This window comes from Nonomuraea harbinensis, from assembly GCF_019396385.1.
GTDB lineage: Bacteria > Actinomycetota > Actinomycetes > Streptosporangiales > Streptosporangiaceae > Nonomuraea > Nonomuraea ferruginea.
Window position 1 is genome coordinate 58,434 of sequence record NZ_JAHKRN010000002.1, and the last position, 14,370, is coordinate 72,803.

The following is a 14,370-nucleotide window of genomic DNA, read 5'->3' on the forward strand; positions in this document are numbered from 1 at the left end:
GGTGTCCATCGTCTCGGCGATCGTACGGACTCCGCAAGGGGAGTCCGTCACACTGGAATGGCAGGTGAGTGACTTACACTCGCTCGCTATGACGCGATTATTCGATCGTTTGGGTCTCTTTTCTCTGATCGTCGCCTGCCTCGCCCTGTTCACCAGTGCCCTGCTGACACCGAGATGGGGGGTGCCGAACTGGACGATGCCGGCTCTCGGGATCATTGCGGCAGCACTGGCATGGCCTGGGATGCGAAAGAAGCCCACGGTCTCCACGGTGTCCAACCGCAGCAGGTCAGTGGCGGGGCTGGTACTGGGGGTGATAGCAATCGGCCTCGGTGCGCTGCGGTTGGCGCTGGACATCCTAGAGGGCGTGATTGGCTAAGAGAGCAAGGGGAGCCAGGTTGGGAGCCACATGAGGCGAACTAATACGAACGAGCCCGAACTAGACGACCGTCCTAACCTTGCGCCCGAACCGCACGGTCTTCGCCCATTAAGCGCTTCGTGCCCAACATATTGAGTGGCCAACTTCTCGATCGTGTCTGATGCTTGGGGTCGTGATCAGGATTCCGCCGCGTACGGCTACCGACGCCTACTTCGCCAAGATGGGCGGGTCGAGGCGTCTCGACATCGTCTTCGACATCGATCTCGGGGAACTGCTGGAAGGCCACCACGTGGTTGCCCGCGGACTGGAGACATCAGGCGCCGGCGGTGTGCTGCACTACGAGTTCGTCCCAGGAGTGCGGCAACACGAGAAGGATCTCAAAGGACCGTTCTTCTGGTACTGGACCCTGTCGGCTGAGGATGACCTCGGCACCCATTACCGCCACGACAATACTGGTGCCTTCGATCCGAGCGGCGAGACGGCCGCGCATGGAAGTCGCCATCTGGGTGGGCCAGTTCCCCGCTCGGCCCGCTGGCTGCGTGTGTATTTCACGCCGGCTTTAGAATGGACGCCGACGCGATCATGGTGCCGACAGTTGCATATCGCACTGCCGGGCGGCCACGTCACAGAGACATGGACCGACCCGCACCAGGACGCCGAATGACAACGGCCCCGCGTGGGAGGTAAGAGCTCTATCCGTGACCAGTAGACCGTCATCGCGCTCGTCTTCCACGCCGTCCGCTCCATGGCGTGCTGCTTGACCAGCTCGACCTTCTCCTGCCTGCCTCAGCCGGGCCAGTTCCTCCTGCTCCGACTTCTCCAGCTGCTCAGGTGGAAAGCGCTCATGATCTACCTTTCGAGCTTCAGCCTCAGTAACATCGCCGGTGATTCAAGGGAAGGCGTCGGCAGGACGCGGCCCACGGGGGAATGAGAAGAGGTGCAGTGATGCCCAAGCGACTCAATGTGGCCAAAGCGGTGGTCGTGCTCGGGGTGACCGCCATGACCGTCATGACGACCGGGGTGGCCCACGCGGCCACCAGCAGCATGAACGTCTATCACGCGGCCGGCAATGTAGCAGGCATGGTCTGGTTCAACTCCGGCACATCGAATATGGCCAAAGGCCGGAACTCCTTCACGGTAAGAGACGGGCTCTGCGACGACGGCTGGACGGTGTACGCCCAGTACAAGAAGAGCTCATGGAACAACCCCCTCGTGAGCTGGAAGTACACGAACGGTGTGTCGTGCAACGGAGGGACCAGAGAACTCAGCGTGTCCATCTCCGGTGACGTCAGCAGGCAGCAGTTCATCTGGCGCGGCTGCAAGCAGTCCGAGAACGACCTCAAGGTCGAGTGCGAGAACTACATCAGCGACTATTTGGACTGACGCGGCTCGTAAACCCTGGACAGCAGCCCGATGATGGCCTGCACGATCGTGGGGGTCGCGGTACGGGAAAGGCGGCAACGGCGCGTTCCCCGCAGGCGCGGATGCGAGCGTACGCGCGGTTGACCGAGCACTGATGGAGAATTCGCCTGGATGTTTCAATCTCTCGGGCAGATCAAGGCCCGTAGGGAGGACAGCGGGTGCGGCACGCTATCTGCGTCGCAGCATCACAGTGGCAGGCCAAATGATGGTGGGCAGGAGGACCAGCAGAACTACGAAGCCGGCCCCGGCAGCGAGCTCGGCGTCGCTCCACAATTGGATCGCAGGCTCGTCGTTGTCCATGCCGCGAGGGTAGCCGTTGAAGAATCTGCCCAGGCGCGACCGTACGAGAACGGCCCCAGGTTGCACGCGCAGCGTGTGGACTCCGAGGGGGCCGCGAGTCCGACACGGAGCACCGCCGCTTGGGCGGGGCGGGTGAGGCTGCTCGGATCAATGGCGCGGACCGTCCAACCTGGATGCCGCCTGCCAGTCCTTGACCTGGACGGAGTGCGGGAAGCTCTCGCCGAGGACTCTGCCCAGATCCTTGCTCCGATCGGTGACGGCAGAAGCCGGGCGCGAGAGCTGCAAGGCGGAAGCGCCCAAGGAGAGGGCGCCGTCGAGGTCGCGGAGCTGTGCCTTGGCGATGGCGAGGTCGAGCAGGGTGATCGTCCGCCGGGTGGGGGAGATGCCGGGGGCGGAGGCATAGAGGTCGAGTGCTTCCTTCGCATGCGTTTCGGCCGACCGCGGATCACCCAGCCACAGGTACGAGGTGGCGGCGAAAGAGTGGAAGCGGGCGACGTCGGCGGAGAACAGCCCGGCCTGGTGAGCAGGCAAATGATTGGGCACGGAGCGCAGTGTTCCAGGGCCTCTGCCGAGCCTGGCGCTGATCCGCATCGTCTGAGAGATCAGGCGTGCGGCAGCCGGTCCGCCGGCGGGCGCGCGGGCTGCGCCGGTTCGCGCCGCGCGAAGGGCCTCGGCCGGGCGATTGCCGTACAGCAGGATAGTGGCCTCCACATCCTTGGCCCACGCTGCCGTTTCCGCGTGCTCTGCCTCGTCGGCGTGCCGCCAGGCGTCATGGGCGTAGGCGAGGGCGGTTCGTTGCTTGCCACCGTCATGGGCGAGCCAGGCGAGGATGGTCGAGAGCCAGGCGGCGTCCACGTAGAGATCACGGCGCTGGCGCAGCGTGGTACGGCGCTGGAGCAGGGCGGCGACGCGACGACGGTCCTGCCGCGCCGGCTCCCACAGCTCCGAGACGGGTTGCGTCGCGTAGTCGGTGCCGTATGCGGCGATGGCCTGCCGTACTTGGTCGAGTGTTGCCGCTCCCACGTCGGTTTCCTCGCTGTGGCGGGTGAACTCGCGGGGCTCGGCGTCCTCCGGCAGGCTGGCGAGAGCAGGCAGGAGGGCGGCGAATCTGAGGGCGTCTCGGCGGTTCGTAGGATCACCGTCCTCGGTGTCGGTCTCTTCTCCATTGATGGCAGCCGGCCCTTCAGGGAACAAGGCCGGTTCGTCGATCGACAGCGCGCGACAGTAGAGCAAACGGTAACGCTCGCTCAGGACGGTGATCTTGCCTGACTCCCAGCGCCGGATGGAGCGTACGAGAGCATCATGATCGGGAAGGGCGTCGCGCTCGAAGCCCGCTGCTTGGCGTAGCTGCCGAGCCATCGTGTGGACGTCCCAGCCGCGGGCCTTTCGCTGCGTACGGATGAGCGCGGCCCACTCTGGGAACCACGCGCTTCCTCGCACCATTTCACCTCCGTGAGCGCGCTGATCATGCAGTGCACCTGACGCTTTCGATTGTCGCCCTTGCCGACATCGCAGTCACCTTGAGGACGCGAACGGACACGGAGTGTGTCCGTCACTGCTCTTGATTGTCGCCCTCCGCGACCGCGCAGGCATGCCCTCTACTGGAATCCATGCGCTTTCGGCGGAGTGAGGGATGGGACATGGCGGAGACGGTTGTGGTGGCGGATCGCTCACACTCTCTCGGGCGGAGCCTGGTCTGGCGGCTCCGCGACGATGCGCGGGCGGTGGGTGATGCCCGCGACCTCCTCCGGCGTGCGCTCCTGCTGGTCGGCCTGCGGCGTGATCTCGTGGACGACGCGGTTCTGATGGTCAGCGAGCTGGTCACCAACGCGGTGCTGTACGGTGCCGCGCCGTACGAGCTGGTGGTACGGGTCGATCCGGCCGAAGTGGTCTGCATGGTGGTCGACGCCGGGGCCGTTCGCCCGACACGTCGGGGTACGGATGCTCAGGCCGAGAACGGCCGAGGGCTGCTGATCGTGGCGGAGCTGTCGGCCGGTCTCTACGGCTGCATCCCACAGACGTTCGCCACGTGCCCGGGGGTGGAGGGAAAGGCGACCTGGTTCGCACTGCCCCGCACGGAGGACCGGCGACGAGCATAGACACAGGAAGTATCACGGCCTCCACGTTGCGCCTCTGCGGGAGGATCATGAACGCCTCGAATGGGCGACGCCAGCCGCCCGGTGCTGGCAGGTTCGGGTGCGCCGCCACACGTGTAGCCGTTGCGGGCCCTGCTACGAGTTCTGCGTCGCGGCCGGGCCCGCCTTCGTTGGGCGTTCCACCGATGGCGTGATCTACGAGACGGCTTTGGACGGCTGCTGTCTAGGGGCGGCAGCGAGTGATGTAGGCGGTGTGGGTTGTCGGTGAGATCGGCTTGGATGGCCCTGTGTCCGTCCATGAAGTTGTCCGTGAACTGCCTGGCATCGCGATGGTGCGAGATCGCTCCCGTGCCCTGGCCATGCTGGATGCGATCATGAGCCCCGAGTGGGAGTCTCGGTTCTACTCGTTCAATTGTCGGTGGTCGCCCAGCGAGGAGATGGCCTCGATGCGTGACGGCTGCGGGAACGAGTATTCGATCATCTTCTCGTCGGCAGGTGCGTTCGCGCGAGGCTTCGACCACGAGTCCCCGATGAGTCCGTATCGCACTGATCCTCCAGCACCCTGGCCCGGCCTGTTCGAAACGGTGCCGGAGGTGTTTCGTGCCCTGATCACGGAGCCTGCGTTCAGCGACGAGATAGGGACGCCCATGGCGACAGTTTGCTTCTGGCGCGAGCGTGGCGACGTGGAGTGGAAGAGCGGCGCAATTCAGAGCCTGCCCACGGGGATCAATGACGACGGCAGCGCTGAGTTGCTGTTCGACGTTCTGCTCGACGGCAGACCGGAGGCGTATCAGCAGTTCGCGCAGGAGCATTACGAGGTCGCGGTGGACCTTGAGGCGGTGCGATGGGTCTATGCGCTCCGGCCTTTGACGCGGAGTGTCGTGTCCGCGCTAAGTCCAGAGGTCGATCTCGCTGGTCTTGAAGAAGGCCGGGTTGAGATCGGATATCCCTTCAGAGCGTGAGGAGCGCAGACTGGGGCTGGCTATCAGTGCCGGTTCGGGGAGGTGTCACTTCGATGAGGGGGCTGCCGTGTCGAGTCCGCGTGTCGTAGGTTCGGCAGGAGTGGGATCTCGGCGAACCGGGACAGCAGCCGGCCCATAAAGAGGACTGAGGGCGGATGACATCTACAAGGTGATGGCGTTCTTGGCGCGGTCGAGCGACTCCTCCGAGGCGGGCCCGCCCGGGTTCTCGGTCGCCAGCGCCTGGTTGAGCTCGACGAAGGGACGCATGCGCGTCTCGTACCGGATAAGCGCCGTCGCGTGGTCGGCGGCGGCGAGTTCGGCGGCGAGCACGTACGCGCCGACGAGGGCAAGGCTGGTGCCCTGGCCCGACAGCGGCGAGGCGCAGTAGCCGGCGTCGCCGAGGAGCGTCACCCGGCCGCGCGACCAGGAGTCCATCCGCACCTGCGCCATCGCGTCGAAGTAGAAGTCCGGCGCCGTCTCCATGGCCGCGAGCAGCTTGGGCACCTCCCAGCGCAGCCCGCCGCACCGCTCGGCGACGAGCCGGCGCTGGGCGTCGAGGTCGCGGTGGTCGTACGGTACAGGATCGGACTCGAAGCCCAGGTTGACTCGCAGTTCGGTGTTGTCGCGCACGGGGTAGACGCCGCCGCCGGCCTGGCCCTCGCGGATCCAGACCTGCCAGTCGTCCAGGCCGAGGAAGTTGTCGGCGGTGAAGATCGACAGGTAGGTGCCGAGGTGGTGGACGAACTCCTCCTCGGGGCCGAACGCCAGCCGCCGCACCGTGGAGTGCAGCCCGTCGGCGCCCACGACCAGGTCGAAGGTCCGCGGCCCGCCCTTCTCGAACGTCGCGCGCACGCCGTGCTCGTCCTGCTCCAGCGCGGTGATCGAGTCGTCGAAGACATACTCGACGTCCTGCCTGGTCCGGTCGTACAGGAGGGTGGTCAAGTCCTCGCGCAGCAGCTCGATGTCGTCGTTGTCGAGACGGCCGCTGCTGATGGCGTGCTCGGTGGATCGCATGATCTCGTTGCCGTCGCCGTCCAGCATGGACATACCACGCATCCGGGTGCGTACCTCGCGCAGCGGGGTCAGCAGGCCCATCCGGTCGACCACGTCGAGGGCCACGCCGCGGATGTCGATGGCCTGACCGCCGGCGCGCGGCGCGGGCGCCCGCTCGACGACGGTGGGGGTGATGCCGTGGCGGCGTAGCCAGTAGGCGAGGGCAGGGCCGGCGACGCTCGCGCCGGAAATGAGGACGGTGGTCATGTCTCGCTCCTTGTGTTGCGGTCTTCGCGGACCTGAATGTACAGCGTACTAATTGCAAGTACAACGCTTTGACCTGCGTTTATGTACTAGGACAGCGAGGGCTGTGCTAGTTTCTGTGCTAGTACAGATGGACGAAGGAGCAGGTCGTGACCGATCCCACTGGGCCGCCCTATCTGCGCATCGCCGCGGAGATCCGCCGGAGCATCGCCGACGGCCGGCTCAGGCCGGGGGACCGGGTGCCGTCCACCCGCCAGATCGCCAGGGAGCACGGGGTGGCGCTCGCCACGGCCACCAAGGTCCTCAACCGCCTGCGTGACGAAGGGCTCGTGCACGCCCGCCCCCGCGCCGGCACGATCGTCGCCGCCCCAGCCGCCCCAGCCGCCCCAGCCGCCCCAGCCGCCCCTCCCGCCCTCGGCAGCACGGGGGAGACCACCGGAACCCGCGACCCCGGCGATCACGCCGGCCGGGACCGGCCGCGGCGGCGCGGGCCGCGGCCGTCCGGGCAGCCCGACGGCGAGCTGAGCCGGGACCGCGTCGTGCGCGCCTCGATCGAGCTGGCCGACGCCGAAGGGCTGGACGCGCTGTCCATGCGCGGCGTCGCCGCACGGCTCGGCGTGGCGACCATGACCATCTACCGCTACGTCGCGGGCAAGGAGGAGCTGGTCCTCCTCATGGCTGACGCCGCGTTCGGCGAGCTGGGCTATCCGGGCGAGCCGCGAGCCGGGTGGCGGGCCCAGATCGAGCGCGCGGCGCGCACCCTGTGGGCGGTGCATCGCCGCCATCCGTGGCTCGCCCAGCTCAACTCGCTCTTCCGGCCGCTGCCGCTGTCCAACCTGCTGGCCCACGGCGAGCAGCTGCTCGCCGCGCTGGAGAGCCTCGGCCTGGACGAGACGACCAGGATGGACCTCCAGGCGGTGATCTACAGCCACGTCCAGGGCCTGGCCGTCCACCTCGAACGCGAGGTCCTGGCCGAGGCCGCCACCGGCCTGTCTGAGGAGCAGTGGATGGAGAGCCAGGGGCCCGCCCTCGGGTCGATCGCCGCGACCGGCGCCTATCCGGCCTTCTCGCGGCTCATGGCCGCGTTCGGCCGCGACGGCTACGACCTCGACCTCGACCGGCTGTTCGAGCTGGGCCTGCGCACCCTCCTTGACGGCCTGACGGTGCTCGTGGAGGAGCCCTGACAACACGGAAGGTCACGAATGGGATCGATGTCTTGATCGGCCCGACGCCGGGCTGTTAGACAGGGGCAGCGGTTGCTCAGGCCCGAGGAACGGTGGTCCCCCCATGCAGCAGTCCGTTCTCACCACAGTCATGCTCCCCGCCGCGCTCGCACTGATCATGTTCGGGCTGGGGCTGTCCCTCACCCTCGGCGACTTCGCCCGCGTGGCGACCCGGCCCAAGGCCGTGATCGTGGCCCTGGTCGCCCAGGTGCTCGTGCTGCCCGCCGCCTGCTTCGGCCTGGTCGTGCTGTTCGGCCTGGACCCGCTGCTCGCCGTCGGGATGATGCTGCTCGCCGCCTCACCGGGCGGGACGACGGCCAACCTCTACAGCCACCTGTTCGGCGGCGACGTGGCGCTCAACATCACCCTCACCGCCGTCAACTCTGTCCTGGCCGCCTTCACGCTGCCCGTGGTCGTCAACCTGTCGCTGAACCACTTCCTCGGCGACGGCCAGGACATCGGGCTTCAGGCGGACAAGGTGGTGCAGGTCTTCGCGATCGTGCTGGTGCCCGTCGTGATCGGCATGCTCGTACGGCGGCTCAGCGTGCGGTTCGCCGACCGGATGGACAAGCCGGTCAGGATCCTGTCGGCGCTGGTGCTTGCGGCGGTCATCGTCGGGGCGATCGTGCAGGAGCGGGAGCGGCTGGGCGGCTACATCGCCGCCGTCGGGCTGGTGGCGCTGCTGTTCAGCGTGATCAGCCTGACCGTGGGCTACTGGCTGCCCCGCCTGTTCAAGGTGGAGCGGCGGCAGGCGATCGCGTCCGGGATGGAGATCGGCATCCACAACAGCACGCTGGCCATCACGATCGCGCTGAGCCCCTCGCTGCTGGCCAACTCGACGATGGCGGTGCCGCCCGCCGTCTACGGGGTGCTGATGTTCGGCACCACGCTGGTCTTCGGCTATCTCGTACGACGCCGCGCCGGCCTCGCCGAACCCGAGGAGCGCCTGCCGGCGGAAGCCTGAGCGTCCGCCGGGAAGGCGACCGCCGGTCAGCCGTCAGGAGGACGACCACCGGCGCGTCCCCGCCCTAACTTGGGCGGAATGTTAGGCAACCCCGTGACTTTCCGCCGCACCGCGGCGGGCATCCTGCTCATCCTGGCCCCGCTGCTCCAGGCCGTCGCCGTCGTCGTCGACCCCGGCACCTGGGGCGACGACAGGGAAGCCGTCAGCTTCGGCGACAACCCGGCGCTGGCCCAGCTCCAGTCGGTGCTCTACCACTGGAGCTGGATCCTCATGGCCTTGGCCGCCCTCGGGCTCGTCCATCTCACCCGGCGCAAGGCCACCGCCTTCGGCCACGTGACCGGTGCCTTCACGGTCGTCGGCTACATCTCGGCCTCGGCCCTGCTGATGAGCGACCCCGTCGAGTGGTGGCTGGGACAGCGGTACCCGCCGGAGGAGTCACAGCGGATCATGGAGGAGATGCTCGGCCTGCCCGGCGTCATCTGGGGCTTCCAGCTGCCATGGTTGCTCTTCGGGACCCTCGGGCTGCCCCTGCTGACCGCGGCGGTGTGGCGGGCCGGGTTCGTCGGTTGGTGGGTTCCCGCGCTGGTCGCCGGCGGGTACGTGCTGTCCTTCCCGGTGCCGTACGGACCGCTGACAGCGGTCTTCTGGACCCTGCCCGTCATCGGTCTCGGCTGGACGGGGCTGAAGATCCTCCGCATGGGGGACGTGGCGTGGGCCGCGTACTATCCGGCGGCCGTGCGGGCCGACGCCTGAGACCCGGGGGCTTACGCGGTGAAGGGCGGAGGCGGTGGTCCCGCCGCCGCCGGCGGCCCTCGTCAGGGGACGCGGCTCGGCGGCGGGCGCCTCCGCCCTCCCGGCCCCTGGGAGTCAGGACCTCCGCGAAGCGCCACCTCGCGTACCCCGCACGCTAACCACGGGCGGCCGGTCGAGTCTGTGCAGGAATACGCGGAACGGGCATCACAGGCTCACGCCTTCACGGAGAGCGAGGACGACACCGGCGGCAGCATGTGCACCCGCGCCGAGCCGATGTCGAAGTAGAGCCCCACCAGCTTCAGCCGGCCCGCGCGGACCTGGTCGTCGACCTTCCGGTAGGTGCGCAGGTTGTCCAGCTGCTGCTGCACGTTGACCTTGCAGAGCAGGTCGAGCGCGTCGGCGTCGAGCCGGTCGCCCGCGGTCTCGATGAACCTCGCCAGGCTGTGGTTGCCGTGACGCAGCCAGCGCCGCATCGACGGCAGGCTGCCCGCCTTCACCCCGCCGCTCAGCAGCCCGGCCATCGCCCCGCAGCCCGAGTGGCCGCACACCGTGATCGTGTGCACGCCCAGCACCTGCGTCGCGTACTCGATCGCCGCCCCCATCGAGTCGTCGTGCGGCTCGGTCCCGCGGCGCGGCACCAGGTTGCCGATGTTGCGCACGGTGAACAGGTCTCCCGGGCCGCTCGCGGTGATCAGGCTCGGCACGATCCGCGAGTCCGCGCACGTGATGAACAGGTGTGTCGGCTGCTGCTTGCGCGCCAGCTCGGTGAAGATGGGCCGCACCAGCGGAGCCGTACGCCGGTGGAACTCCCGCGCGCCCTCGGTGAGCCGGCAGTCGGCCTGGCCGGGCGTGCCGTGCGGCGGCTCCACCCGCTGTGAGGCGCGGGAGCGGCGGTGCGCCCACGGCAGCCACGACCGGTCTGGGCCGCTCGACAGGGTCTTCGCCGGATACATGCGCACCCCGCTGGCCGCCATCGCATACCACTCGTCGTGCAGCTCGTCGATGTCGACCGTGCCGCCGAGCCGTTCGTGGTCCAGCCGCCACGCGTGGATCGCCTCGAAGGCGGCGTTGTCCATGAAGTCGATGTTGAGGTCCAGGTCCACCGGAGCCCCGGCGGGGATGGCGCGCAGCTCCTGCGTCAGCCTCGGCACGCCGAGGAACGTGAGCGAGCCGGAGATCGTCGCGTGGTAGCGGCCGTCGGGCAGCTGCCGCGTCCGCACCGTCACCCCCGTCAGCCTGCGCAGCGCCAGCAGCGCCGCCAGCGCCAGCCCGAACAGCACGCCCTCGGCCAGCCCGAGCAGGATCACCGCCGCCATGGTCACGATGTAGACCGGCACCTCGCCATGGCCGTGGACCTTGCGGATGTGGCCCAGGTTGACCATCTGCACGCCGATGAACACCAGCAGCGCCGCCAGCGCCTCGATCGGGATCAGCTGGATCGACCACCCGAACCCGATCGCGAACACCAGCACCCACACCCCGTGCAGGATCGTCGAGACCCGGCTGCGGGCGCCCGCCCGCGCGTTCGTGGTGCTCCGCACGATCACGCCCGCCAGCGGCAGCCCGCCCAGCGCCCCGGACACCATGTTGGCCACGCCCTGCCCCGTCAGCTCCTGGTCGAGGTCGGCGCGCGGCCCGGTGTGCATGCTGTCGACCGCCACCGAGCACAGCAGCGACTCCACCCCGGCCAGCAGCGCCACCAGCAGCACCGCCGCCACGACCATGTGCCAGTCGCCCTGCGGCAGCACCGGGAACGCCCACTCGGTGAACGCGCCGGACAGGTCGATGCGGGTGACGTCCCAGCCGAACGCCCAGGCCGTGACCGCCGCGACGAGCAGCGCCGCCAGCGGCGCGGGCACCACCTTGACCTGCTTGGGCAGCCGCATCCAGAGCGCGAGCACCCCGATCGTCAGCATCCCGACCGCGATCTTGTGGCCGTGCGGCTCGACGAGCTGGCCGGGCAGCTCGATGATGTTGGCCAGCGCCGAACGCTGCGGGCTGCCGCCGAGCACCACGTGCAACTGCGACAGCGCGATCACCACGCCCACCCCGGCCAGCATGCCGTGCACGACCGCGGGGGAGACCGCCAGCGCCGCCCTGGCCGCCCGGAACACCCCCAGCAGGAGCTGCACCGCCCCCGCCAGCAAGGTGATCATGCAGGTGGCCCGCCAGCCGTAGGTCTGCACCAGGTCGGCCACCACCAGCGACAGGCCGGCCGCTGGGCCGCTCACCTGGACGGCGGAGCCGCCCAGCGCGCCCGCGACCACGCCGCCCACCACAGCGGCGATCAGCCCCGAGGCGAGCGGGGCGCCCGAGGCCATCGCGACGCCCAGCGAGAGGGGCACCGCGACGAGGAAGACCACGATCGAAGCGGGCACATCATGGCGGAGTGTGCTCAGCAGGCTACTCTGCGTAAGGCGGACCATGCGCAAACCCTAGCGGGGCCGACCCTCATTTGAGTGGCCCGCTAGGGGTTTTACGGATTCCTGTCTCGCTCCCGCGACGCCGATCAGCGGTAGTAGTCGGGGAACTCCTGCTCGGGCGTGGTGCGCCGGTGACCGCCGCCGTCGCGACCGGTCTCGGCCGCGCCGTACGTGTCCGCGCCGTAACCGGCGTTCGCCGGAGGTGCGGGCCAAGCCGCCTGGGAGGTGGCCGGGTTGGCGAAGTCGCCGGTCTCGTACGCGAACGACTGCGGCGACGGGGCGGGCATCGGCGTGGACGTCGGCGCGGCGAGCACGTCGTCGTAGGCCGGGACGGGCCTGGCGGGCGCGGCCGGGGCGGCGCTCGCGGGGGAGGGCCCGGACAGGGCGTCGGAGTCGTCGGCCACCGCCCAGCCCGCGCGCACCTCGTAGGAGGAGCGGTACGGCTGCTGCGGCTCCTGGAAAGCGGGCCAGGAGCCGCTCGTGGCGCCGGGCGCCGGGTCGTCGAGGATGTCGGGCGACGGGGTGGCGGGCCAGCCTCCGGACGCGGTGGCGGCGGGCTGCGCCGGCCAGGAGCCGCCCGGACCGGCGGCGGGGGCGCCCCCGTTGTAGGCGGGGAACGGGTCGCTGGTCGGCGCGGCGTTGATCGGCGAGGCGGGCACGGCCGGGAAGGAGCCGCTGGAGGCGGGGTCGACCGCGGGGAAGGCGCCGCTGCCCGCGCCGGGCGCGGCGGCGTATCCGCCGGTGGACTGCTGGGGGGCGCTCTGGGCGCGGCTCTGAGCGCGGCTCTGGCCGCGGCCCTGGGCCGCGCGGGAGCCGCCGGTCTGCCGGGCGTCGGGGCGCGGCGACGGCACCGGCTGGGCGCCCGCGCCGAGGATGCTCATCACGTCCGATGTCTGCGCCGAGAACGTGACCGTGCGCTGGTCGGCCAGGTCGGAGGCGGACGGCGCGGGACGCTGCACCGGCTCCACCAGGTCGGCCAGACCGGCGGCGGCGGGGCTCGGGGCCTTCGCCGGCCGCTGGGGCAGCGGAGCCTGGACGGTGGCCGCGTTGGGGTCGACGGCGGCGGCGTCGACCGGCGTGGGCCTGGTGCGACGGGGAGCGGGACGCTGGGCGGGGCGCTGGGTCTCGGTGGAACGGTCCCTGGCAGCCGGCTCACTCTCGCGCTCGGCCGGCCTGGACGCCGCCTTGCGGGCCGCGACCGTGCCGCCGGCGCCGAACCCGCCCTCCTCGGCGTCGCTGCGGATGTTGGCCCAGAACTCCTCGTCGTCGTCGTCCGAGCGAGGGTTGCCCCATTCGTCGACGCCCCGCTTGCCCCGCTGGCCGGTGCGGACCGGCTTGGGCTTCGGTTCGTCGATGGGGCTGAAGTCGGGGCTGAACTTGGTCATCTTCGGCTCGGCGGCCGCGAACTGATCAGTGGAGCGGGTGACCGTCCGCTCCTCCTTCTCGGCCATCTCCTTCAGACGTTCAGGAGGAAGCGAGCTCTCCCTGCGATTCATCGAACGCATGCCCAGTGCCACGACGACAAGCACGAGGAGCACAACAGCGACCAAGCTCACTACGACCGCGGTCATTGCACCACCCTCAAAGCCATGGCCTGCCTTCGGCACCGGTGAGATCGCGCGGCCATCGACGCGACCTGCCCCCTTTGATCACCAGCACCTAACAATTGGATCTGATTCTGTCGGACCACGACGAGCGTTGTCACACCCTAAGTGAAGAATTGGTAACCAGAACTACGCTCCGTGTCGTCCGTCTCACTCGATGTTCACCGCCGTGAGCCGGCCACGGGCGATGGTGCGATCCGCGATCCTCTTCAGGATCGTGGAAAGGGACGCGCCCTCCTCCACGTCGACCTTCCCGCTCAACGTGTAGACGCTGAAACGGTAGGTGCCCTTGCCCACGCAAGGGGGCTCGTAGCCCGCTTTGCCGCTGGTGACCTTGGCCTGACCGGACCCCTCCGGCGGGCTCTCGGCGGCGTTGGGCCCCAGCTCGGTCGTGGTGGCCGGGATGTTGTAGAGCACCCAGTAGACACCTGACGACTCGGCGGAGTTGGAGTCGACGACGATCGCGACGGTCTCGGCCTCCTCAAGAGGCCGGCTCGACCAGCGCAGCGGCGGGCTGCCCTGGCTGCCCTGGCACGAGAACTGCCGCGGCAGCGGCCTGCCCTCGCGCAGATCGGGGCTCGAGACGTTGATCCGCGCGATCTCCTGCGCCTCGGACGTGCCGATGATGGTGCCGCAACCGGACGCGGTGAGCACGGACGCCACCGCCGTCACCATGACGGCGGCACGTCGCACTCGCCTCGTCCTGTTACACAGCCCCATGCCGCACGATGCTACGCGCGTCTCGGGCATGCGCCGACCGTTTCGGAAGGGTCGGTGGCCGGTAAAGCCCGGCAAATCCGCCACCGGCCGGAGCGGCAGAGGGGTGACGGCGGGCGCGGTCGCGAGCTCCGCCGTCCTCGATCAGGGGAAGCGGGGGCGAGACGTCCCGCCTGCCAAGATCACCTACCACCGCCTCCGCGCCGTGTCTGGCCTGCCGCTTCTCGACGCGGGCCACCCCGCGCCGCCGGACCGGCTGATCGCCCGTTTCTG

14 protein-coding genes are annotated in these 14,370 nt (G+C 69.3%); 8 read left to right on the forward strand and 6 right to left on the reverse strand.

Translation table 11 applies throughout. The features are described 5' to 3' along the window. Position 1: 1 nt before the first annotated feature. The 3 genes from KME79_RS02230 (at position 2) to KME79_RS02240 (ending at position 1,759) form a co-directional block, all read left to right on the forward strand. Positions 2 to 376 carry a hypothetical protein gene (locus KME79_RS02230; protein ID WP_219543106.1) on the forward strand — a complete coding sequence of 125 codons (375 nt, stop codon included), beginning with the start codon at positions 2 to 4 and terminating at the stop codon, positions 374 to 376. A gap of 172 nt (positions 377 to 548) precedes the next feature. Then, positions 549 to 1,040, forward strand: a complete 492-nt coding sequence (locus KME79_RS02235) for a hypothetical protein (protein ID WP_219543107.1) — start codon at positions 549 to 551, stop codon at positions 1,038 to 1,040. A gap of 281 nt (positions 1,041 to 1,321) precedes the next feature. Beyond that, complete coding sequence (locus KME79_RS02240) at positions 1,322 to 1,759, forward strand: hypothetical protein (protein ID WP_219543108.1); 438 nt, start codon at positions 1,322 to 1,324, stop codon at positions 1,757 to 1,759. A 207-nt stretch (positions 1,760 to 1,966) separates the two neighbouring features. Here KME79_RS02240 and KME79_RS46110 read toward each other — a convergent pair whose 3' ends face one another. Both KME79_RS46110 and KME79_RS02245 read right to left on the reverse strand, forming a co-directional pair. After that, positions 1,967 to 2,098 carry a hypothetical protein gene (locus tag KME79_RS46110; protein ID WP_281429263.1) on the reverse strand — a complete coding sequence of 44 codons (132 nt, stop codon included), beginning with the start codon at positions 2,096 to 2,098 and terminating at the stop codon, positions 1,967 to 1,969. 147 nt (positions 2,099 to 2,245) lie between these two features. Then, positions 2,246 to 3,541 carry a tetratricopeptide repeat protein gene (locus tag KME79_RS02245; RefSeq protein ID WP_219543109.1) on the reverse strand — a complete coding sequence of 432 codons (1,296 nt, stop codon included), beginning with the start codon at positions 3,539 to 3,541 and terminating at the stop codon, positions 2,246 to 2,248. Between the two features lie 197 nt (positions 3,542 to 3,738). Between KME79_RS02245 and KME79_RS02250 the strand changes: the two genes are divergently transcribed. Together KME79_RS02250 and KME79_RS02255 are read left to right on the forward strand one after the other, a co-directional pair. Next, a complete protein-coding gene (locus tag KME79_RS02250; protein WP_219543110.1) occupies positions 3,739 to 4,197 on the forward strand; it encodes an ATP-binding protein in 459 nt (152 codons plus the stop codon). Positions 4,198 to 4,481: 284 nt separating this feature from the next. Beyond that, a complete protein-coding gene (locus KME79_RS02255; protein WP_219543111.1) occupies positions 4,482 to 5,156 on the forward strand; it encodes a hypothetical protein in 675 nt (224 codons plus the stop codon). A gap of 162 nt (positions 5,157 to 5,318) precedes the next feature. Here KME79_RS02255 and KME79_RS02260 read toward each other — a convergent pair whose 3' ends face one another. Then, complete coding sequence (locus tag KME79_RS02260) at positions 5,319 to 6,416, reverse strand: FAD-dependent monooxygenase (RefSeq protein ID WP_219543112.1); 1,098 nt, start codon at positions 6,414 to 6,416, stop codon at positions 5,319 to 5,321. 146 nt (positions 6,417 to 6,562) lie between these two features. Here KME79_RS02260 and KME79_RS02265 point away from each other — a divergent pair, with 146 nt between their 5' ends. The 3 genes from KME79_RS02265 (at position 6,563) to KME79_RS02275 (ending at position 9,353) form a co-directional block, all read left to right on the forward strand. Continuing rightward, a complete protein-coding gene (locus KME79_RS02265) occupies positions 6,563 to 7,597 on the forward strand; it encodes a TetR/AcrR family transcriptional regulator C-terminal domain-containing protein (protein ID WP_219543113.1) in 1,035 nt (344 codons plus the stop codon). Positions 7,598 to 7,700: 103 nt separating this feature from the next. Then, on the forward strand, positions 7,701 to 8,600 hold the full coding sequence (locus KME79_RS02270; RefSeq protein WP_219543114.1) for a bile acid:sodium symporter family protein: 900 nt from the start codon (positions 7,701 to 7,703) through the stop codon (positions 8,598 to 8,600). A 78-nt stretch (positions 8,601 to 8,678) separates the two neighbouring features. After that, the gene (locus KME79_RS02275) at positions 8,679 to 9,353 is read left to right on the forward strand and encodes a hypothetical protein (protein ID WP_219543115.1); all 675 of its coding nucleotides are present in this window, start codon (positions 8,679 to 8,681) and stop codon (positions 9,351 to 9,353) included. A 212-nt stretch (positions 9,354 to 9,565) separates the two neighbouring features. Here KME79_RS02275 and KME79_RS02280 read toward each other — a convergent pair whose 3' ends face one another. From KME79_RS02280 to KME79_RS02290, 3 genes are all read right to left on the reverse strand, one after another. Further along, a complete protein-coding gene (locus KME79_RS02280) occupies positions 9,566 to 11,731 on the reverse strand; it encodes a SulP family inorganic anion transporter (RefSeq protein ID WP_308248752.1) in 2,166 nt (721 codons plus the stop codon). A gap of 131 nt (positions 11,732 to 11,862) precedes the next feature. Next, the gene (locus KME79_RS02285) at positions 11,863 to 13,227 is read right to left on the reverse strand and encodes a hypothetical protein (protein ID WP_219543117.1); all 1,365 of its coding nucleotides are present in this window, start codon (positions 13,225 to 13,227) and stop codon (positions 11,863 to 11,865) included. Between the two features lie 303 nt (positions 13,228 to 13,530). After that, a complete protein-coding gene (locus KME79_RS02290) occupies positions 13,531 to 14,073 on the reverse strand; it encodes a YbhB/YbcL family Raf kinase inhibitor-like protein (RefSeq protein ID WP_308248753.1) in 543 nt (180 codons plus the stop codon). Positions 14,074 to 14,370: the final 297 nt, after the last annotated feature.

What these genes read in the sequence shown, in the direction of transcription:
- KME79_RS02240 (WP_219543108.1), top strand. Translation starts at nt 1,322, where the DNA reads ATGCCCAAGCGACTCAATGTGGCCAAAGCGGTGGTCGTGCTCGGGGTG.
- KME79_RS46110 (WP_281429263.1), bottom strand. Translation starts at nt 2,098, where the DNA reads ATGGACAACGACGAGCCTGCGATCCAATTGTGGAGCGACGCCGAGCTC.
- KME79_RS02245 (WP_219543109.1), bottom strand. Translation starts at nt 3,541, where the DNA reads ATGGTGCGAGGAAGCGCGTGGTTCCCAGAGTGGGCCGCGCTCATCCGT.
- KME79_RS02250 (WP_219543110.1), top strand. Translation starts at nt 3,739, where the DNA reads ATGGCGGAGACGGTTGTGGTGGCGGATCGCTCACACTCTCTCGGGCGG.
- KME79_RS02260 (WP_219543112.1), bottom strand. Translation starts at nt 6,416, where the DNA reads ATGACCACCGTCCTCATTTCCGGCGCGAGCGTCGCCGGCCCTGCCCTC.
- KME79_RS02270 (WP_219543114.1), top strand. Translation starts at nt 7,701, where the DNA reads ATGCAGCAGTCCGTTCTCACCACAGTCATGCTCCCCGCCGCGCTCGCA.
- KME79_RS02275 (WP_219543115.1), top strand. Translation starts at nt 8,679, where the DNA reads ATGTTAGGCAACCCCGTGACTTTCCGCCGCACCGCGGCGGGCATCCTG.
- KME79_RS02285 (WP_219543117.1), bottom strand. Translation starts at nt 13,227, where the DNA reads ATGGCCGAGAAGGAGGAGCGGACGGTCACCCGCTCCACTGATCAGTTC.